This window comes from Mycobacterium kyogaense (assembly GCF_036946525.1).
GTDB classification, from domain to species: Bacteria; Actinomycetota; Actinomycetes; order Mycobacteriales; family Mycobacteriaceae; genus Mycobacterium; species Mycobacterium kyogaense_A.
Genome location: NZ_JAQIIY010000018.1, coordinates 65,370 through 83,203, shown reverse-complemented (window position 1 = coordinate 83,203; position 17,834 = coordinate 65,370). Strand labels below are relative to the sequence as shown.

The following is a 17,834-nucleotide window of genomic DNA, read 5'->3' as shown; positions in this document are numbered from 1 at the left end:
TGTCATGACGACGATCGCGTTCCTGGGACTGGGTCACATGGGCGGGCCGATGGCCGCGAACCTGGTGGCTGCCGGGCACACCGTGCGCGGCTTCGACCCGGTGGCCGGCCTGCGTGACGCCGCCGAGGAGAAGGGCGCGGCGGTGTTCCACAGCGGCGCAGAGGCGGTCGGCGGCGCCGAGGTCGTGATCACGTCGCTACCCAACGGCGGCATCGTCAGAGCCGTCTACGACGAAGTGCTGCCCGCCGCGACCAGTTCTGCGCTCCTGATCGACACCTCCACGATCTCGGTCGACGACGCCCGCGCCATCCACACCCAGGCCGTCGAACGTGGTCTCGCTCAGATCGACGCACCGGTGTCGGGCGGTATCAAGGGAGCGACCGCAGGGACCCTGGCGTTCATGCTCGGTGGCGAGACCGACGCCGTCGAGCGGGCCCGCCCGGTGCTGGAACCGATGGCGGGCAAGATCATCCACTGCGGCGACTCGGGCGCCGGACAGGCTGCCAAACTCTGCAACAACATGGTGCTCGCGGTGCAGCAGATCGCGATCGGTGAGGCGTTCGTGCTCGCCGAGAAGCTCGGCCTACCGGCTCAGTCGCTGTTCGATGTGATCACCGGCGCGACGGGAAACTGCTGGGCGGTGCACACCAATTGCCCTGTGCCCGGACCTGTTCCGACGTCGCCGGCGAACAACGACTTCACGCCGGGATTCGCCACCGCTCTGATGAACAAGGACCTCGGTCTGGCCATGGCAGCGGTGGAGTCGACCGGGTCGCAGGCGCCACTGGGCACCCATGCCGCCGAGATCTACGCACAGTTCAACGAGGCCCACGCCGACAAGGACTTCAGCGCTGTGATCGAGTTGCTGCGCGGCTAGACAGGCCCCAGCAGGATCTGCCGAATCACCGGGCGGGCGAAGCGGATCAGCTCGTCGCGGCTCATGTCGGCAACCGCGGGGTTGGCCATCACGTAGCGGGTGGTGGCAAGGCCGATCACGAACGCGCCCATCATGCCGGCCCGCTGAGCGGGATGGTCGGGGGTGATCACCGCCAGCGCCGGGCCGACCTGGGTGGCGAACACCCGCCGCATCGCGTCGACGGCGGACTCACTCGTCATCGCCGCCCGCAGCAGCGCGAGGAACGTGCTGTCGTACTCCCAGATCGTGAAGAACCGGGACAGCAGGACATCGGCGATCTCCTCGGGGGGAACCGCCGTGAGATCGGGGAGATCGAGCGTGAAATCGGCCGCCTCGGCGAACAATTCCTGCTTGCTGCCGAAGTACCGGTTGATCAACGCCGGGTCGACGCCGACGTCAGCAGCCACCGCGCGCATCGTGGTGGCCTGGTATCCCTCGGAGCCGAACCGCGCTCGCGCCGCGGCCAGGATGTCGGCGCGCGTCTTCGAGGCATTGCGTGATCGGGTCGTGCTCACCCGCGCCAGGATAAATCCCGACGTCTCCCCGTGCCGCTAGGCAGCGGTCGGGGTGGGATGAGTGTCGCGCCAGGAGTCGTGGGCCTGCCGGCACTCGGCGACCCGGTGCAGCGCGCCCGCGCCCTCGGAGCTGACCGGGATCGTCGCCATCCCGGTGCCCGTCGCGGATTTACAGCTCGCCGGCGACCCCGCGAACGCCAGAGAACATCGGGCCGACACACCCAGTTCCGCCAACGCTGCCCTGAACAGATCCGCGCCCGGCACGTCCTCGGCGGTGACGATCGCGGTCACCACGCCGTCGCCGACGAGCTGCCGGACCAGCGGCGCCACCCAGGAATGCGAGCCGGAGCTGACGACGGCGACGCTGATGCCGGCCGCGTAGGCCTCGGTGATGAGATCGGCCAGGCCGTCGCGCGCGGTGATGTCCGCGTCGAGGATCGTCTCGGCGAGGATCCGGTTCTTGCGCGCACAGATGTCGTTCACCAGGAGTTCGGCGAGCACGTCGCACTCGGAGCTGATGCCCCTCTTGCGCAGTTCGGCTGCGACCCGGCGGCGCTCGTCGCTCAGCGCCAGCAGCTGCCGATACCTGGCCTCGGACCAGGTGATGCCCAGGCCGAGTTCGGCGAACGCCGCGTTGAATGCGAGGCGGTGGCCGGCGCAGTCGATGTCGGCGATCGCGTCGAGGTCGAAGATCACCGCCTGCAGAGACGGCTGAAGGGTCGGGGTCACGCTGCCGCCGGGACCGGCCGAGTCCCACCAGAACCGACCGGCTCGCCATGCTTTCTGGTGTGAGGTCTCCATGCTCGCAATGGTGGCCCAGGTCACATCGTGGCCGCCTCCCCCATTAGGGGGATTCGTCGGGGATTCCGGCTTCCGCCTCTAAGGTGAGGGCCATGCCCAGCCCGCCGGAGCGCACCGAACCGGTACGAATAGTGCTGGTCGACGACCACGAGATGGTCATCGAGGGTCTCAAGGCGATGCTCACGGCGTTCGCCAGCAGGGTCACCGTCGTGGGGCAGGCAGTCGGGGCGGAGAAGGCCTGGGACGTGATCGCCGAGCTGGACCCCGACATCGTGCTGTGCGACGTCCGCATGCAGGGGTCCAGCGGCCTGGATCTGTGCCAGCGGCTTCGCGAACGCGACCCGGGCCGGCGGGTGGTGATGCTGTCGGTCTACGACGACGAGCAGTACCTGTTCCAGGCGTTGCGCGTCGGGGCGGCCGGCTACCTTCTCAAGAGCATCAGCAGCGAGGAGTTGGTGCGCCAGCTCGAGTTCGTGCACACCGGGGCGACGGCGATCGATCCGGTGATGGCGGCGCGCGCGGTGGACACCGCCGCCCGCCTGCAGCGCGACGAATTCTGGCCCGGTGCGCGCCACGGTCTCACCCAGCGCGAGAGCGAGATCCTGGCGCTGGTGGTCAACGGCCTGTCCAACCGGGCCATCGCGGCCAAGCTGGTGATCGGCGACGAAACCGTGAAGACCCACCTCAGCTCGCTCTACCGCAAGCTCGGGGTCAGCGACCGCACCGGTGCGGTCGCCACCGCGCTGCGCGAAGGCATCTACCAGTGAGCGCGCGGCCGGTCCTGACCGCCGACCGGGAACTCGCGCTGCTGCGCGAACTGATCCAGGCGGCCTCGCGCGGGCCCGGTGTGGAACCTCTGGCAGCCGCAGCGGCCCGGATGATCACCGCAGCCACCGACAGCGACGTCTGCTTCGTCCACGTGCTCGACGACACCGAGCGATCGCTGACGCTGGCCGGCGCCACGCCCCCGTTCGACAGCGAGGTCGGAAAGATCAGACTGCCTCTGGGACAAGGCATCTCGGGCTGGGTGGCCAGCCACCTGGAACCGGTGATCATCCGCCGGGACAAAGAGTCGGACCCCCGCTATCTGCCGTTCCAGTCGTTGCGCGGACGCGATTTCACCTCGATGGTGTCGGTGCCGATGGAGTCGACCCCCGGCGGGCTGGTCGGCGTTCTCAACGTGCACACCGTGGCCGAGCGCGAGTTCGGGGACCGCGACGTCGAGCTTCTGTTGGTGATCGGCCGGCTCATCGCCGGGGCCATGCACCAGGCCCGGTTGCACCGCCAGCTGGTGGCCCGCGAACGTGCCCACGAGAACTTCGTCGAGCAGGTCATCGAGGCCCAGGAGATCGAGCGGCGCCGGCTGGCCGGCGACATCCACGACGGCATCTCGCAGCGGCTGGTCACGCTGTCCTACCGGCTCGACGCGGCCGCGCAGGCCGCCCGCTCCCCCGACGACCGCGCCGCGCTGACCGAACAGCTGGACCGTGCTCGCGAGCTTGCGGACCTGACGCTGCAGGAGGCGCGCGCCGCCATCAGCGGTCTGCGCCCGCCGGTGCTCGACGACCTGGGGCTGTCCGGCGGGCTGGCCAGCCTCGCCAGATCCATCCCGCAGATCGCGATCGACACCGATCTCGCCGACACCCGGTTGCCCGACCACATCGAGCTCGCGCTCTACCGGATCGCCCAGGAGTGCCTGCAGAACGTCGTCAAACACGCGCGGGCGACGGTGGCTCGGCTGACGTTCGGGATCGACGAGCAGACGGCCCGGCTCGAGATCGCCGACGACGGCGTCGGTTTCGACACCCTGGAGCGCCCGCTCGGTAGCGACGAGATGGGCGGCTACGGGCTGCTGTCGATGGCCGAACGCGCCGAGATCGTCGGTGGCCGGCTCAACATCCGGTCCCGCCCCGGCGCGGGCACCACGGTCACCGCGACGATCCCGCTGCCCAGCCGTTAGAAATCGCCGGCCCCGCGGCGCAACGTCTCGATCGCCGACGCCAGCGCCCGTGACTGCTCGCCGGTGATACCGAGATCGGCGAACACCTCGGTGTTCAACGTGACGGTGGCGTCCTCGACCGTGGAGCGACCGAGATCGGTGAGCCGCACCAGGGTGGTGCGCCCGTCGGTGGGATGCGGGACGCGCTCCACCAGACCATCGGCCTCCAGCCGGCGGATCGCATGCGTGACGCTGGTGACGTGCACCTGCAACCGGTCGGAGGCCTTGGTGATCGGCAGCGCCCCGGTCCGGCTGAACGCCAGCAGCCGCAGCAGCTCGAAGCGCGAGAAGCTCAGGTCGTAGGGCCGCAGCGCAGCCTCGACGCGAGCCAGCAGAATCTGGTGGGCACGCATCACCGACGTCACCGCGACCATGCCGTCGGCGACCTCGCCCCACCCCGAGGCCTCCCAGTTGGCGCGGGCGGCAGCGATCGGGTCACGGGGCACGCCTCTTCTTACCGCATCACAGCTGCTTCTCCAGCAGCACCTTTCCGTCGGTCATCGACACCATCTGGACCGCGGCGATGTCGTCGCGCTGCATCGGGGTCGTGCCGCTGGGCAGCGCGGTGGCCCCGGGAATCCCCAGCCACGTCGCGATCTGGGACCGGGTGCCGTCGCGGGCGATGACGACCATCCCGAGATCCTTGGGCGGCGCGGTGTTGTCGCCCCACTCGCCGTAGGAGCAGGACATGTCGATGCGGGTGCCCCAGCCGAAATCGGTCAGCGCGATGCTGGCGTTGATCGGCGTCGGAGCCATTTTGATCATGTCGACCATCTGCGCGGTGTTCTGGGTGTCGGGGGTGGAGCCGAGACCGACGATCGCGGGCCGGGCCACCAGCAGGATTCCCACCGCCAGCACCGCGGCGGCCAACCCGACGACGGCGGAGGTGACCCACCGGCTGCGGCGCCGACGCCACCGCACCTTGGCCAGCACGGAGTCGAGCACCTCGGGGCGCAGCGGCGGATCGGGCTGCTCTTCTTCGAGCGCGGCGAGGTCGTCGTCGGTGAGCAGGCCGAGCAGGCCTGGCATGCCGGACAGTTCGGCCACGGCATCGCGGCACTCGGCGCAGCGGGCCAGGTGGGCCTCGTACTCGAGGCGCTCGTCGCTGCTGAGCGAGCCCAGCACGTACGCGGCGTCCCAGGTCACGTAGCGGTCGTCGTGGTCGATCATCGGGTCACTCCCATCTCCTGGAGTCCCAATCTCAGGGCCCGCATGGCGTAGTGCAGCCGGGATTTCACCGTGCCTTCGGCGATACCGAGGTCGGCGGAGATCTGCGCGGTTGTCCAGCCCTGGTAGTAGGCGCGCCGGACGACGGCGCGGTGTTCCTCGGTCAGCTGGGCCAGCGCGGTGCCGAGCAGGATGCGATTCAGCGCGGTGTCCACCTCGTCAGACGACGCACGATCGGCGACCTCATCGGGTACCGGTCCGGCGGCCTCGTTGCGGAACCGGGCGCTGCGCCGCTCGTCAATGATCATGTTGCGCGCGACGGTGAACAGCCAGGCCCGCGCGGAGCGCTCGGCATCGGCGGTGACCGACGGGTGTCGCCACGCCTTCAGCAGCGTCTCCTGCACCACGTCTTCGGCGCGCGCCCGGTCACCGGTCAATCGCAGCGCATAGCGCCACAGCGCATCGCCGTGTTCGTCGTAGAGCACGCGCATCATGGCGGCCTCCGGATCGTCCATTCCCAACCTCCGTGTACTACACGGTGTCGGCGGCGTTCCGGTTCACTCGCGCACGAATGTCAGAGAGTGAGAATTCTCGGACCGTCGTCGGTGACCGCAACGGTGTGCTCCCAGTGTGCGGCCCGGGAACCGTCCGTGGTGACCACGGTCCACTCGTCGTCGAGGATGCGCGTCTTGGCCGTTCCCAGCGTGAGCATCGGTTCGATCGCGAGCACCGAACCCGGCGCCAGGTGGGGCCCACGCCCGGGAGCGCCCTCGTTGGGCAGGAACGGGTCCATGTGCATCTCGCGGCCGATGCCGTGGCCGCCGTAGCCGGCGACGATGCCGAAGCGCCGGTCGTAGCGCTTCTCGGCGGCCCGGGTGCCGGCTTCGATGGCGTGCGAGACGTCGGTGAGCCGATTTCCCGGCACCATCGCGGCGATCCCGGCCTCCATCGACTCGCGGGTCGCGGCGGAGAGGTTCGCGTCCGCCTCGATGAGGTCGCCGATCCCGAAGGTGAACGCGGAGTCGCCGTGCCAGCCGTCGAGGATCGCGCCGCAGTCGATCGACACCAGGTCACCGGCGGCCAGCGTCTCCGTCGCCGACGGGATGCCGTGCACCACACGGTCGTTGACCGACGAGCAGATCGTGGCCGGGAACCCGTGGTAGCCCAGGAAGGACGGCACTCCGCCTCCGTCGCGGATCACCGCTTCGGCGACGCGGTCCAGGTCGAGCGTCGACATCCCGGGTGCGGCCGCCTCGCGGACCGCCCGCAGCGCCGCCGCCACCAGCGCGCCGGCAGCTGCCATCGCGTCGAGTTCCCCCGCGGTCCGCTGGGGAACGACTTTGCGGCTGCGCAGCCCGGGTAGCGACACCATGTCTAGCGGCCGAGCGCCTTCAGCGCGCGGGCGAACACCTCGTCGAGGTCACCGACCGCGTCGACGGTGGTCAGCGAGTCGCTGTAGTGGTCGAGTAGCGGGGCGGTCTCCTCGCGGTACACCTTGAAGCGGTTGCGGATCACGTCTTCGGTGTCGTCGGCGCGGCCGCGGCCCTGCAGGCGGGACACCAGTTCCTCTTCGGGCACCTTGAACTCGACGACGGCGTCCAGCGAGAGGTTGCGCTTGGCGAGCATCTGGTCCAGGGCCTCGGCCTGCTCCACGGAGCGCGGATACCCGTCGAGGATGAAGCCGGCCTGGGCGTCCTCGTCGTCGAGCCGGTCGTCGACCAGCGCATTGGTCAGAGAGGCCGGAACGAGGTCGCCGGCGTCGAGGTACTTCTTGGCTTCCACACCGAGCTCGGTGTTGTTGCTGATGTTGTACCGGAACAGGTCGCCGGTGGACACGTGCGGGACGCCGAGCTTGTCGGCCAGCTTCTGAGCCTGGGTTCCCTTGCCCGCGCCGGGCGGTCCCAACAACACGATTCTCACTTCAGGAACCCTTCGTAGTTGCGCTGCATGAGCTGGCTTTCGATTTGCTTGATGGTGTCCAGGGCGACGCCGATCGCGATCAGCACGGCGGTACCGCCGAACGGCAGGTTCTGTACCGACCCGGTGTTGCCGATCTCCAGGAAAAGGTTCGGCAGCACCGCGATGACACCCAGGTAGATCGAGCCGGGCAGCGTGATGCGGGAGAGCACGAACCGCAGATAGTCCGCGGTCGGCTTGCCCGGCCGGATGCCCGGGATGAAGCCGCCGTACTTCTTCATCTCGTCGGCACGTTCGTCGGGGTTGAACGTGACCGAGACGTAGAAGTAGGTGAAGAACACGATCAGGCCGAAGTACAGGGCGATGTAGACCGGATCAGCCGGGTTGGTCAGGTAGTCGGCGACGAATGTCTGCCACCAGCCGTTGCCGGGGTTGTCGCTGGCGCTCTGGATCAGCTGGGTGATCAGGTGCGGGATGTAGATCAGCGACGACGCGAAGATCACCGGGATGACGCCCGCCTGGTTCACCTTCAGCGGCAGGTAGGTCGACGTGCCGCCGTACATCTTGCGGCCGACCATGCGCTTGGCGTACTGCACCGGGATTCGGCGCTGGCCCTGCTCGACGAACACGACGCCGACGATGATGATCAGCGCGGCGACGCAGACGAGGGTGAAGACCATGCCGCCACGGCTGTCGAGGATGGTCTTGCCCTCGCTGGGGATACGGGCGGCGATGCCGGCGAAGATCAGCAGCGACATGCCGTTGCCGACGCCACGCTCGGTGACCAGTTCGCCCATCCACATCACCAGCGCGGAACCGGCCGTCATCACCAGCACGATGATGACCAGGCGGAACAGGTTCATGCCCTCGCTCTGGCCGACGATGATGTCGAGGGTGCAGCCCTGCAGCAGCCCGCCGTTGGCGGCCAGCGCGACGATCGAGGTGGACTGCAGGATCGCCAGCGCGATCGCGAGGTAGCGGGTGTACTGGGTGAGCTTGGCCTGGCCCGCCTGGCCTTCTTTGCGCAGCTGTTCGAAGCGTGGGATCACCACGCCGAGCAGCTGCACAATGATGCTCGCCGTGATGTACGGCATGACGCCGACGGCGAACACCGACAGCTGCAGGAGTGCGCCGCCGGAGAACAGGTTGATCAGGGAGTAGATCTGTGCGGAGTCGCCGCCACTGACCTGCGCGATGCACTGCTGCACGTTCGGGTAGTTCACCCCGGGAGACGGGACCGTGGCACCCACCCGATAGAGGATCACGACGCCCAGCGTGAACAGGATCTTTCGCCTCAGATCAGCTGTCCGCAGTGATGAGATGAAAGCCGAGAGCACTCTTTCCTCCTGCACGGCCAGCTGTGGTTCGTGGCGTGCTCATGTGGCTGGCGTGACCCAGCGTCGGTTAAGTCTTGTGCGCGACTGTCCCGGGCAGGCGAAACGGCCTGCGCAGGTCACGCGTTGGAACAGTCTACGAGACTAACAGTTGCATCTTGGTTGCCCCGAATCTGACAGCCCCTCGTGGACCCGACGGATCCTCTCAGTTTCGGGGAATACAGTGCTGACAGAACTTCGTTAACCGAACTAGCTAAATCAGACGACCTCGTTCCCGACGACAGAGGAGGCCTCCGTGGCACGCACCGACAACGACACCTGGGACTTGGCGTCCAGCGTGGGAGCGACCGCGACGATGGTCGCCGCCGCCCGAGCCGTGGCCAGCCGCGCCGGCGAGCCCGTGATCAACGATCCGTTCGCCGAGCCCCTGGTGCGCGCCGTGGGCGTCGACTTCTTCACCAAACTCGCCACCGGCGAGCTGACCGCCGATGATCTCGACGTCGAGGGCCCGAACCCCGTCGGTGTCACCAACTTCGCCGACATGATGGCCGGCCGCACCAAGTTCTTCGACGACTTCTTCACTGCCGCGGCGGCCGCCGGAGTCCGCCAGGCCGTCATCCTGGCCTCCGGCCTCGACGCCCGCGGATACCGCTTGAACTGGCCGGCCGACATGGTGGTCTTCGAGATCGACCAGCCGGACGTGATCGCGTTCAAACGGCAGACACTGGCCGGACTCGGCGCGGAGCCCACCGCCGATCTGAGGACCGTCGCGATCGATCTGCGTCAGGACTGGCCGCGGGCGCTGGCCGAGGCAGGCTTCGACGCGGGCCGCCCCACCGCGTGGATCGCCGAGGGACTGATGGGCTATCTGCCGCCCGACGCGCAGGACCGGCTGCTGGATCAGATCAGCGAGCTGAGCGCGCCGGGCAGCCGGGTGGCCGTCGAGGCGGTGCCCTCGCAGCAGCAGGCCGATCAGGAGGAGATGCGTGAGCGCATGCAGGCCTCCACCGATCAGTGGCGCGAACACGGCTTCGACCTGGAATTCTCCGATCTGGTGTTCTTCGGTGAGCGCGCCGACGTCGCCGAGTACCTCACCGCTCACGGCTGGACTGCGCACGGAACCCCGGCCAACGACCTGCTGCGCAAGCACGGGCTGACTCCCATCGACGCGGATCAGGGTTTCGTCGACGTCTCCTACGTCAGCGCCGAGAAGTAGGACGGCCGGGATGGCGAGCGGCGCGAGGACCGGCGCGAGGACTGACAATGATCAGTGGGACCTGGCGTCGAGCGTCGGCGCCACCGCGACCATGGTCGCGGCCGCCCGCGCCGTCGCCAGCCGGGAACCCGATCCGCTGATCGACGATCCGTTCGCCGCTCCGCTGGTACGGGCGGTGGGTATCGACTTCTTCACCAAACTCGTCGACGGCGAGGTCGAGTTGGCCGACGGCGACCATTCCGGGGTCGCCCAGGTGATGACCGACGTGATGGCCGTGCGGACGAAGTTCTTCGACGACTTCTTCACCGACGCGGCGGCCGCCGGCATCCGGCAGGCCGTGATCCTGGCCTCCGGTCTGGACTCGCGCGCCTACCGGCTGGACTGGCCCGACGGCGCGGTCGTGTTCGAGATCGACCAGCCGCAGGTTCTCGAGTTCAAGGACGCCACGTTGGCGGCGATCGGGGCCCGCCCGTCTGCCGACCGGCGCGCGGTCGCCGTCGACCTGCGCGACGACTGGCCCGCGGCGCTACGCGACCACGGCTTCGACCCGTCGGAGCCGACGGCGTGGACCGCTGAAGGTCTGCTCGTCTACCTCCCACCCGAGGCACAGGACCGGCTGTTCGACGCGATCACCGACCTGTCGGCACCGGGCAGCCGTCTGGCCACCGAATACCACCCCGACGCAGGCGCATCGCTGGGGCAGCGTTCCCGGGCGCTGCGGGAACAGTGGAAGGCGCACGACAAGGACGGCAAGATCCCCGACCTCGGGGACCTCTTCTATCCGGGTGAGCGCACTCCCCCGGCCGACTACCTCGCCGGACTGGGCTGGGCGGTCAGCACCCGGACTCGCCCCGACGTGTTCGCCGCCTACGGGCGCACGTTCGGCAGCGGGGAGGCGTTCGAGACGCTGAAGAACTCGCTGGCACTGACGGCGGTGAAATCGTGAGCCGCACCGACGGTGACAGCTGGGACCTCGCGACGAGCGTCGGCGCGACCGCGACATCGGTGGCGGCGTCGCGCGCGGCCGCCTCCCGCGGTCCCGAGCCGTTGATCGACGACCCGTATGCCCAGCTGCTCGTCGACGCCGTCGGCATGCCCGAATTCACCGCGATGTCTCGCGGTGACGCCGAAGCACTCGACGGTGCCCGCGAATACATCGCCGTCCGGACGCGGTTCTTCGACGATGCGCTCACAGACGCTGCCGCGGCCGGCGTGCGCCAGATCGTGATCCTGGCCTCCGGTCTGGACACCCGGGCCTACCGGCTGGCATGGCCGGCCGGCACGACGGTGTTCGAACTCGACCAGCCGCAGGTCGTCGAGTTCAAGACCCGCGTTCTCTCCGACGCCGGGGTGACACCGTCTGCACAACGCGTCGCCATCGGTGTCGACCTGCGCGACGACTGGCCGCAGGCGTTGCGGGACAACGGTTTCGATGCGACCCAGCCGAGCGCGTGGATCGCCGAGGGTCTGCTGATCTATCTACCACCCGACGCGCAGGACCGGCTGCTCGACAACATCGGCGAGCTGTCCGCGCCGGGCAGCGTGCTGGCCACCGAACACATGGACACCGGCGCGATGACCGCGGAGTGGGCCAAGGAGTTCACCGAGCGGAGTCGCCGACGGGGCAGCACCATCGATCTCTCCGAACTGCTCTACGTCGGCGAGCGCACACCGGCGGGCGATCATCTGGCCCGAGCCGGCTGGCAGATTTCGGTGCTGGCGAACGCCGACGCGTATGCCGCCCACGGCTTCACCCCGCCCACCGACAACCTGCTCGCCATGCTCGGAGACTCCGGGTATCTGACGGCGCGACGCCAGGAACGCCGGTGACACGCAGCGGCAGACAGGACCGGGACTCGTGGGATCTCGCCTCGAGCGTGGGGACGACGGCGACGCTGGTCGCCGCCGGCCGGGCGATGGCCAGCGCCGCGCCCGACCCCCTGATCGACGATCCGTTCGCCGCTCCGCTGGTACGCGCGGTCGGCGTCGAGTTCTTCTCCGCGATGGTCGAGGGCCGGCTGGACATGGCAGCCGCGAGCGCACTGGACCCGGCACGGGCCGAGGCGATGATCGACGGGATGGCGGTCCGTACCAAGTTCTTCGACGACTGCGTGCTCGCGGCGACCGACAAGGGCATCCGCCAGGTGGTGATCCTCGCCTCCGGTCTCGACGCCCGCGCCTACCGGCTCCCCTGGCCCGCACAGACCACCGTGTTCGAGCTCGACCAGCCCGAGGTGATCGCGTTCAAGTCCTCGACGCTGGCCGCACTCGACGCCGAACCCACGGCACAGAGGCGCGCGATCGCCGTCGACCTGCGCGACGACTGGCCGAAGATCCTGCGCGACAACGGTTTCGACACAGGCGTCCGCACCGCGTGGCTGGCCGAAGGCCTGCTGATCTATCTGCCGCCCGAGGCGCAGGACCAGCTCTTCGACCGCATCACGTCGTTGTCGGCGCCAGGCAGCACGATCACCACCGAATACGTGCCCGGCATCGTGGACCTCGACGAGGAGAAGGCCCGTGCGGCCTCGGCGGCGCTGCGCGAACACGGTCTCGACATCGACATGCCCTCGCTGGTGTACACCGGTCCGCGGACCCCGGTCCCGGACTACCTGCAGTCGGCGGGCTGGCACGTCACCGCGGCACCGCGCGACGAGTTGTTCGCCCGGTACGGCAGAGCGCTGCCCGCGGTGGGTGACGCCGGCGATCCGCTCGGCGAGATCATCTACGTGAGCGCAGAACTCAGTAGCGAGACGCCCCCAGCCACAGCACGTTGACGCCGGTCAGCGACCGCTGAGACTGGTCGACCACCTCGGTCAGCGAGCGCATGGCCACCGCACTGAACAGCTCCGGCAGCGACGCCGCCGCGGGCTGTGAAGATGCCTTGGGCCGCAACATGTCCCGCAGTGACGATCCCGGCAGCTGCGTGACGGGGACCTTGGCGCCCTCGGCGATACCGGCCAGAGCCTTGGCCCGGGTGATCGCCGTGCGTAGACCGCCGAGCTCGTCGACAAGACCACGCTCGAGCGCGTCGGCGCCCGTCCACACCCGGCCGCGGGCCACCGCGTCCACCGCTTCGGGGGTCATGCCACGCCCATCGGCGACGCGGTGCACGAAATCGGTGTAGAACAGGTCGGCCTCGGCTTCCACGTGCGCCTGCTGCTCATCGGTGAAGGGCGCGTTGCTCGACCACGCGTCGGCGTTGGCGTTGGTGCGGACGGTGCCGGACCCGACGCCGAGCCGGTCCTTGAGCTCACGGGCCACCAACTTGCCGGTCACGACCCCGATCGAGCCGGTGATCGTCGCGGCGTTGGCGACGATCGCGTCAGCAGCCATCGACACGTAGTAGCCGCCCGAGGCCGCCACCGCGCCCATCGAGGCCACGACCGGCTTGCCCTGCTCACGCAGCCGAACCACCTCACGCCAGATGGTCTCCGACCCGGTGACCGAGCCCCCGGGGCTGTCCACGCGCAGCACGACCGCCGCCACGTCGTCGTCGGCGCCGGCTTGACGCAGCGCGGCGGCGATGGTGTCGCCGCCGGCGCTCGCACCGCCCAGCGGCGAGACCGGACGACCCTTGCCGCTGACGATCGGCCCGGCCAAAGTCACCACGGCGATTCCGCGCCGGCTCCGGCCCGGCAGCGGCGGGGTCGGCATCGAGGGCCGGTTGGTGCGAGCGTAGCGGGACAGGAACAGCCGGGGCGCGGCCTCGCTGTCCTCGGCCGGCGCACCGGCCATCTCGGCGATGCGGGTGTACGCCTCGTCACGGAACCCGATGCGGTCCACCAGCTTCGCGGTCACCGCGTCATCGCGCAGCAGCGGCGCCCGGTCGGCCAGGTCGTCGAGGGCGTCGGTGTCGATGCCCCGCGATGCCGCGACCGCCTCCCACACCTGCGCGCGCAGGCTGTTGACCAGAGCGGTGTCGGCCTCGCGGTGCGCCTCGGTGTACCCGTCCTGGGTGAAAAGGTTTGCCGCGGACTTGTATTCACCGCGCGCGGTGAACTGCGCCTCCACGCCGAGCTTGTCCAGCGCGTCACGCAGGAACAGCGCACTGGTCGCGAAACCGACCAGCCCGACGGTCCCCGACGGCTGCATCCACACCTCGCCGAACGCCGACGCCAGGTAATACGACAGCGTGCCCGGGTAGGTTTCCGCCCACGCCAGCGACGGCTTGCGTTCGGTGAAGGCCGCGATCGCCGCGCGCAGCTCCTGTACGGGTCCCGGTGGGGCGGCGTCGATCTGGACGCGCGCGATCAGACCGGAGACGCGCGGATCCTCGGCGGCGCGGTGGATCGCGGCGACGGTTTCGCGCAGTAGGAGGGGGCGACTCGAGCCGAGGATGCCCGACACCATCGCGATGGGGTCGAACCCGGCCGTCTCCGGCGGCGCCTGCTGCAGATCGATCTCCAGGATGGCGCCGTCGGGCACCCCTTGGTGACGGGCGGTGTCGACCTTACGAACCAACTCGCGGACGTCGTCGAACCCGGGAACGCCGGAAAGCACAGAAGCCATGGGTCCGAGCGTACCGACGCCCGGCGCGACGCTCAGCGCCCGACGAAGCGGGCCTGCTGCGGGCAGTACGCCTGCACCGACAACTTCAGCAGGCTGCCGGCCTGGCCGCGATCGAGGCCCCGGCTGGACAGTTGGCTGACCACTCCGCGCACCGCGGGCACCGGGTTCACGCTGTTGGCTGCCAGGCTCGAGGTCAGCAGCTCGCACACCTGCTTGCCCACCGCGGGCAGGTCGGTGTTGGGCGCGAACGGGATGCCCAGCTTGGTCACCGCGGCGGTGAACGCCTCGTCGGTGGTCTGGGCCGCAGCGGGTGCCGCCATGCCGAGGGCGATCCCGCCGGCGACGATCGCCGCGACTACGCGCCGGTGATTCATTGTCGAGCTGCTCCTTTGGTCTCCCCGTCGGTGACTCCATCGCCCCTGGCCGCCACGACGTTACCGTCCACCAACCAAAAACCCCCGCCGGAGCGGGGGTCATTGGCTGTGTATCGCCTTACAGTTCGGTCGCGCTGCCGCCGGCGGCGGTGATCGCCTCGCGGGCGCTGCCGCTGAACTTGTGGGCGGTGACGTCGACCTTGGCCGACAGCTTGCCGTCGCCGAGAACCTTCACCAGAACGTTCTTGCGGACCAGGCCCTTGGCCACCAGCTCGTCGACACCGATGGTGCCGCCGTCGGGGAACGCCTTGGCGATGTCGCCGACGTTGACCACGCCGTACTCGGTACGGAAGCGGTTACGGAAGCCCTTGAGCTTCGGCAGGCGCATGTGGATCGGCATCTGGCCGCCCTCGAAGCCCACCGGGACGTTCTTGCGAGCGCCGGTGCCCTTGGTGCCGCGGCCCGCGGTCTTGCCCTTCGAGCCTTCACCGCGACCCACGCGGGTCTTCGGCGTCTTCTCCCCGGGAGCCGGCCGCAGGTCGTGCAGCTTGATCGGAGCCATGGGTTAAACCTCCTCCACCGTGACGAGGTGGTGCACGGTCTTGATCAGTCCGCGTGTCTGCGCGTTATCCTCGCGCACCACGGACTGGCGGATCTTGCGCAACCCGAGGGTGCGCAGGGTTTCCCGCTGCTTCCAGCGCGAACCGATGGTGCTGCGCACCTGGGTGATCTTGAGTTCTGCCATGTTCTTAAGCCGTTCCCTCACGCGCGGCGCCTGCAGCTGCAGCCTCGGCCTCACGACGAGCCCGGAGCATGCCGGCGGGCGCCACATCTTCGATCGGCAGGCCGCGGCGGGCCGCGACCTCTTCGGGGCGCTGCAACAGCTTCAGCGCGGCGACGGTCGCGTGCACCACGTTGATCGCATTGTCGCTGCCCAGCGACTTGGCCAGCACGTCGTGCACGCCGGCGCATTCCAGCACCGCGCGGCACGCGCCACCGGCGATGACACCGGTACCGGGGCTGGCCGGACGCAGCATCACGACACCGGCCGCAGCCTCACCCTGCACGGGATGGGTCACGGTGCCGCCGATCAGCGGGACGCGGAAGAAGTTCTTGCGTGCTTCCTCGACACCCTTGGCGATCGCGGCAGGCACCTCTTTGGCCTTGCCGTAGCCGACGCCCACCATGCCCTTGCCGTCGCCGACGATCACCAGCGCGGTGAAGCTGAACCGGCGACCACCCTTGACGACCTTCGAGACGCGGTTGATCGCGACGACGCGCTCCAGGTACTGGCTCTTCTCGCGGTCGTCGCGTCCGCCCCGGCCACCGCGATCATCGCGGCGGCCCCGGCCACCGTCACGGCCGCCGCCGCGATTGTCCTGCGCCGAACCGGCGCCAGCCTGCTCGGCCATCATGCAGTCCTCTCGTTGTACGTCATCAGAACTTCAACCCGCCTTCGCGCGCCGCGTCGGCCAGTGCCGCGATCCGTCCGCCATAGGTGTTGCCACCGCGGTCGAACACGACCTGATCGATGCCGGCGGCCTTGGCGCGCTCGGCGATCAGCTGGCCCACCCGAGTGCTGGCCGCCTTCTTGTCACCCTCGAGAGCACGCACGTCGGCCTCGATGGAGGAGGCCGCCGCCAGCGTGACGCCCTGGGCGTCGTCGACCAGCTGCACATGGATGTGCCGCGACGAGCGGTTGATCACCAGGCGCGGCCGCTCGGCGGTGCCGGCGACCTTCTTGCGCAGCCGCGCATGCCGGCGCGTACGCGCCGTACGGCGGATCTGGGACACGTTCTTGCCAACCGGGGTGTGCCCGGTCGCTGCTGGGGTTTTGGTGTTGGTAGCCATCTACTACTTACCTGTCTTTCCGACCTTGCGGCGGATCTGCTCACCTTCGTAGCGGATGCCCTTGCCCTTGTAGGGATCGCTCTTACGGAGGCGACGGATGTTCGCCGCGATCTGGCCGACGGCCTGCTTGTCGATGCCGGAGATCGAGAACTTCGTGGGCGTCTCGACCGCGAAGGTCACGCCTTCGGGCGCGTTGATCAGCACCGGGTGGCTGTAGCCCAGGGCGAACTCGAGGTCGCTGCCCTTGGCCACCACGCGGTAACCGACGCCGAAGATCTCCATCTTGGTGGTGTAGCCCTGCGTCACGCCGGTCACCAGGTTGGCGATCAGCGTGCGGGACAGTCCGTGCAGCGAGCGGTTGCGCCGCTCGTCGTTGGGCCGGGTCACCACGATGGCGCCGTCGTCGCCGCGTGACACCTCGATCGGCTCGGCCACGTCCAGGGTCAGGGTGCCCTTGGGGCCCTTGACCTCGACGTTGCGTCCGTTGATGGTGACGTCGACACCGGCGGGAACCGGGACCGGCTGCTTTCCAATGCGAGACATGTGACTAGTCCTCCCTCACCACACGTAGGCGAGGACTTCGCCGCCGACGCCCTCGCGGGAGGCCTGGCGATCGGTCCTCAGACCGGACGACGTGGAAATGATGGCCACACCGAGCCCACCGAGCACGCGCGGCAGGTTGGTGGACTTGGCGTACACGCGCAGACCGGGCTTGCTCACCCGGCGCAGGCCGGCGATGCTGCGTTCCCGGCTGGGCCCGTACTTGAGCTGCACGACGAGGGACTTGCCCACGCGGGCGTCCTCGGTGCGGTAGTCGCTGATGTACCCCTCGGACTTCAGGATCTCGGCGATGTTCGCCTTGATCTTGCTGTGCGGCAGGGTCACTTCATCGTGGTACGCCGAGTTGGCGTTGCGCAGACGTGTCAGGAAGTCTGCGATCGGATCCGTCATGGTCATGACAGCCGGTTCACCTTTCTCGCGGCGGTTCCCCTCTTGAATGACTCAAGCGGGGCCTGCCGCAACATGTTCTGGTTGGGTCTGGGGTTACCAGCTGGACTTCTGGACGCCGGGCAGTTCGCCGGCGTGCGCCATCTCGCGAAGGCAGATGCGGCACAGGCCGAACTTGCGGAACACCGCGTGCGGGCGACCGCAACGGTTGCAGCGCGTGTAGCCCCGCACCTTGAACTTGGGCTTCTTGTTGGCCTTGTTGACCAGAGCCTTCTTTGCCATTG

The 17,834-nt window shown here is 68.9% G+C and carries 23 protein-coding genes and 1 pseudogene; 7 read left to right on the top strand and 17 right to left on the bottom strand.

Features of this window, described 5'->3' with window-relative positions; translation table 11 throughout:
• Nucleotides 1-4 precede the first annotated feature (4 nt).
• Nucleotides 5-877, top strand: coding sequence for a 3-hydroxyisobutyrate dehydrogenase (gene mmsB, locus PGN37_RS16285; RefSeq protein ID WP_335332042.1), 873 nt, complete (start codon nucleotides 5-7; stop codon nucleotides 875-877).
• Here mmsB and PGN37_RS16280 read toward each other — a convergent pair.
• Together PGN37_RS16280 and PGN37_RS16275 are read right to left on the bottom strand one after the other, a co-directional pair.
• On the bottom strand, nucleotides 874-1,431 hold the full coding sequence (locus PGN37_RS16280) for a TetR/AcrR family transcriptional regulator (RefSeq protein WP_335332041.1): 558 nt from the start codon (nucleotides 1,429-1,431) through the stop codon (nucleotides 874-876). The genes mmsB and PGN37_RS16280 overlap by 4 nt on opposite strands.
• Before the next feature lie 36 nt (nucleotides 1,432-1,467).
• Nucleotides 1,468-2,232 carry an HAD family hydrolase gene (locus PGN37_RS16275; protein WP_335332040.1) on the bottom strand — a complete coding sequence of 255 codons (765 nt, stop codon included), beginning with the start codon at nucleotides 2,230-2,232 and terminating at the stop codon, nucleotides 1,468-1,470.
• Nucleotides 2,233-2,324: 92 nt separating this feature from the next.
• Here PGN37_RS16275 and PGN37_RS16270 point away from each other — a divergent pair, with 92 nt between their 5' ends.
• Both PGN37_RS16270 and PGN37_RS16265 read left to right on the top strand, forming a co-directional pair.
• Nucleotides 2,325-2,999 carry a response regulator transcription factor gene (locus PGN37_RS16270; RefSeq protein ID WP_335332039.1) on the top strand — a complete coding sequence of 225 codons (675 nt, stop codon included), beginning with the start codon at nucleotides 2,325-2,327 and terminating at the stop codon, nucleotides 2,997-2,999.
• The gene (locus PGN37_RS16265; RefSeq protein ID WP_335332038.1) at nucleotides 2,996-4,192 is read left to right on the top strand and encodes a GAF domain-containing sensor histidine kinase; all 1,197 of its coding nucleotides are present in this window, start codon (nucleotides 2,996-2,998) and stop codon (nucleotides 4,190-4,192) included. Before PGN37_RS16270 ends, PGN37_RS16265 begins: the two co-directional genes overlap by 4 nt.
• On the opposite strand, the gene PGN37_RS16260 is transcribed toward PGN37_RS16265, so the two are convergent.
• The 6 genes from PGN37_RS16260 to secY are packed head-to-tail and all read right to left on the bottom strand — an operon-like array spanning nucleotide 4,189 to nucleotide 8,652.
• On the bottom strand, nucleotides 4,189-4,677 hold the full coding sequence (locus tag PGN37_RS16260; RefSeq protein WP_335332037.1) for a MarR family transcriptional regulator: 489 nt from the start codon (nucleotides 4,675-4,677) through the stop codon (nucleotides 4,189-4,191). The genes PGN37_RS16265 and PGN37_RS16260 overlap by 4 nt on opposite strands.
• 16 nt (nucleotides 4,678-4,693) lie before the next feature.
• Nucleotides 4,694-5,401: a zf-HC2 domain-containing protein gene (locus PGN37_RS16255; protein WP_335332036.1), complete on the bottom strand. Its 708-nt coding sequence runs from the start codon at nucleotides 5,399-5,401 to the stop codon at nucleotides 4,694-4,696.
• Nucleotides 5,398-5,913, bottom strand: coding sequence for a sigma-70 family RNA polymerase sigma factor (locus tag PGN37_RS16250; RefSeq protein ID WP_335332035.1), 516 nt, complete (start codon nucleotides 5,911-5,913; stop codon nucleotides 5,398-5,400). Before PGN37_RS16250 ends, PGN37_RS16255 begins: the two co-directional genes overlap by 4 nt.
• A 59-nt stretch (nucleotides 5,914-5,972) precedes the next feature.
• A complete protein-coding gene (gene map, locus PGN37_RS16245; protein ID WP_335332034.1) occupies nucleotides 5,973-6,770 on the bottom strand; it encodes a type I methionyl aminopeptidase in 798 nt (265 codons plus the stop codon).
• 2 nt (nucleotides 6,771-6,772) lie between these two features.
• Nucleotides 6,773-7,318 carry an adenylate kinase gene (locus tag PGN37_RS16240; protein ID WP_335332033.1) on the bottom strand — a complete coding sequence of 182 codons (546 nt, stop codon included), beginning with the start codon at nucleotides 7,316-7,318 and terminating at the stop codon, nucleotides 6,773-6,775.
• Nucleotides 7,315-8,652 carry a preprotein translocase subunit SecY gene (gene secY / locus PGN37_RS16235; protein WP_335332032.1) on the bottom strand — a complete coding sequence of 446 codons (1,338 nt, stop codon included), beginning with the start codon at nucleotides 8,650-8,652 and terminating at the stop codon, nucleotides 7,315-7,317. The genes PGN37_RS16240 and secY overlap by 4 nt, the downstream gene beginning before the upstream one ends.
• 292 nt (nucleotides 8,653-8,944) lie before the next feature.
• Here secY and PGN37_RS16230 point away from each other — a divergent pair, with 292 nt between their 5' ends.
• From PGN37_RS16230 to PGN37_RS16215, 4 genes and pseudogenes are all read left to right on the top strand, one after another.
• Nucleotides 8,945-9,865 (top strand): class I SAM-dependent methyltransferase, encoded by a 921-nt coding sequence (locus PGN37_RS16230; RefSeq protein WP_335332031.1) that lies wholly within the window; start codon nucleotides 8,945-8,947, stop codon nucleotides 9,863-9,865.
• Between the two features lie 10 nt (nucleotides 9,866-9,875).
• Nucleotides 9,876-10,712: pseudogene (locus PGN37_RS16225) on the top strand (SAM-dependent methyltransferase); the annotation flags it as partial.
• Nucleotides 10,713-10,807: 95 nt separating this feature from the next.
• Entirely contained in the window at nucleotides 10,808-11,695 is an 888-nt protein-coding gene (locus PGN37_RS16220) for an SAM-dependent methyltransferase (protein ID WP_335332029.1), read from the top strand.
• On the top strand, nucleotides 11,692-12,642 hold the full coding sequence (locus PGN37_RS16215; RefSeq protein ID WP_335332028.1) for a class I SAM-dependent methyltransferase: 951 nt from the start codon (nucleotides 11,692-11,694) through the stop codon (nucleotides 12,640-12,642). The genes PGN37_RS16220 and PGN37_RS16215 overlap by 4 nt, the downstream gene beginning before the upstream one ends.
• Here the strand turns inward: PGN37_RS16215 and sppA are convergent.
• The 9 genes from sppA to PGN37_RS16170 form a co-directional block, all read right to left on the bottom strand.
• A complete protein-coding gene (gene sppA, locus PGN37_RS16210; protein WP_335332027.1) occupies nucleotides 12,608-14,377 on the bottom strand; it encodes a signal peptide peptidase SppA in 1,770 nt (589 codons plus the stop codon). The two genes, PGN37_RS16215 and sppA, sit on opposite strands and share 35 nt — an antisense overlap.
• 32 nt (nucleotides 14,378-14,409) lie before the next feature.
• Nucleotides 14,410-14,751, bottom strand: a complete 342-nt coding sequence (locus PGN37_RS16205; RefSeq protein ID WP_335332026.1) for a DUF732 domain-containing protein — start codon at nucleotides 14,749-14,751, stop codon at nucleotides 14,410-14,412.
• Between the two features lie 118 nt (nucleotides 14,752-14,869).
• The gene (gene rplO, locus PGN37_RS16200; protein WP_335332025.1) at nucleotides 14,870-15,313 is read right to left on the bottom strand and encodes a 50S ribosomal protein L15; all 444 of its coding nucleotides are present in this window, start codon (nucleotides 15,311-15,313) and stop codon (nucleotides 14,870-14,872) included.
• 3 nt (nucleotides 15,314-15,316) lie between these two features.
• A complete protein-coding gene (gene rpmD, locus PGN37_RS16195; RefSeq protein ID WP_046362692.1) occupies nucleotides 15,317-15,496 on the bottom strand; it encodes a 50S ribosomal protein L30 in 180 nt (59 codons plus the stop codon).
• 4 nt (nucleotides 15,497-15,500) lie between these two features.
• Nucleotides 15,501-16,163 carry a 30S ribosomal protein S5 gene (gene rpsE, locus PGN37_RS16190; protein WP_048425044.1) on the bottom strand — a complete coding sequence of 221 codons (663 nt, stop codon included), beginning with the start codon at nucleotides 16,161-16,163 and terminating at the stop codon, nucleotides 15,501-15,503.
• Between the two features lie 25 nt (nucleotides 16,164-16,188).
• A complete protein-coding gene (rplR, locus tag PGN37_RS16185) occupies nucleotides 16,189-16,602 on the bottom strand; it encodes a 50S ribosomal protein L18 (protein ID WP_335332024.1) in 414 nt (137 codons plus the stop codon).
• A gap of 3 nt (nucleotides 16,603-16,605) precedes the next feature.
• A complete protein-coding gene (gene rplF / locus PGN37_RS16180) occupies nucleotides 16,606-17,145 on the bottom strand; it encodes a 50S ribosomal protein L6 (protein ID WP_046362689.1) in 540 nt (179 codons plus the stop codon).
• A gap of 15 nt (nucleotides 17,146-17,160) precedes the next feature.
• Nucleotides 17,161-17,559, bottom strand: a complete 399-nt coding sequence (gene rpsH, locus PGN37_RS16175) for a 30S ribosomal protein S8 (RefSeq protein ID WP_011895861.1) — start codon at nucleotides 17,557-17,559, stop codon at nucleotides 17,161-17,163.
• A gap of 87 nt (nucleotides 17,560-17,646) precedes the next feature.
• Nucleotides 17,647-17,832, bottom strand: coding sequence for a type Z 30S ribosomal protein S14 (locus PGN37_RS16170; RefSeq protein WP_011778599.1), 186 nt, complete (start codon nucleotides 17,830-17,832; stop codon nucleotides 17,647-17,649).
• Nucleotides 17,833-17,834: the final 2 nt, after the last annotated feature.

Excerpts from the sequence above, each read along its gene's own strand:
- mmsB (WP_335332042.1), top strand. The coding sequence starts at position 5 with ATGACGACGATCGCGTTCCTGGGACTGGGTCACATGGGCGGGCCGATG.
- PGN37_RS16275 (WP_335332040.1), bottom strand. The coding sequence starts at position 2,232 with ATGGAGACCTCACACCAGAAAGCATGGCGAGCCGGTCGGTTCTGGTGG.
- PGN37_RS16270 (WP_335332039.1), top strand. The coding sequence starts at position 2,325 with ATGCCCAGCCCGCCGGAGCGCACCGAACCGGTACGAATAGTGCTGGTC.
- PGN37_RS16255 (WP_335332036.1), bottom strand. The coding sequence starts at position 5,401 with ATGATCGACCACGACGACCGCTACGTGACCTGGGACGCCGCGTACGTG.
- PGN37_RS16250 (WP_335332035.1), bottom strand. The coding sequence starts at position 5,913 with ATGGACGATCCGGAGGCCGCCATGATGCGCGTGCTCTACGACGAACAC.
- map (WP_335332034.1), bottom strand. The coding sequence starts at position 6,770 with ATGGTGTCGCTACCCGGGCTGCGCAGCCGCAAAGTCGTTCCCCAGCGG.
- sppA (WP_335332027.1), bottom strand. The coding sequence starts at position 14,377 with ATGGCTTCTGTGCTTTCCGGCGTTCCCGGGTTCGACGACGTCCGCGAG.
- PGN37_RS16205 (WP_335332026.1), bottom strand. The coding sequence starts at position 14,751 with ATGAATCACCGGCGCGTAGTCGCGGCGATCGTCGCCGGCGGGATCGCC.
- rplO (WP_335332025.1), bottom strand. The coding sequence starts at position 15,313 with ATGGCTCCGATCAAGCTGCACGACCTGCGGCCGGCTCCCGGGGAGAAG.
- rpmD (WP_046362692.1), bottom strand. The coding sequence starts at position 15,496 with ATGGCAGAACTCAAGATCACCCAGGTGCGCAGCACCATCGGTTCGCGC.
- rpsE (WP_048425044.1), bottom strand. The coding sequence starts at position 16,163 with ATGGCCGAGCAGGCTGGCGCCGGTTCGGCGCAGGACAATCGCGGCGGC.
- rplR (WP_335332024.1), bottom strand. The coding sequence starts at position 16,602 with ATGGCTACCAACACCAAAACCCCAGCAGCGACCGGGCACACCCCGGTT.
- rplF (WP_046362689.1), bottom strand. The coding sequence starts at position 17,145 with ATGTCTCGCATTGGAAAGCAGCCGGTCCCGGTTCCCGCCGGTGTCGAC.
- rpsH (WP_011895861.1), bottom strand. The coding sequence starts at position 17,559 with ATGACCATGACGGATCCGATCGCAGACTTCCTGACACGTCTGCGCAAC.
- PGN37_RS16170 (WP_011778599.1), bottom strand. The coding sequence starts at position 17,832 with ATGGCAAAGAAGGCTCTGGTCAACAAGGCCAACAAGAAGCCCAAGTTC.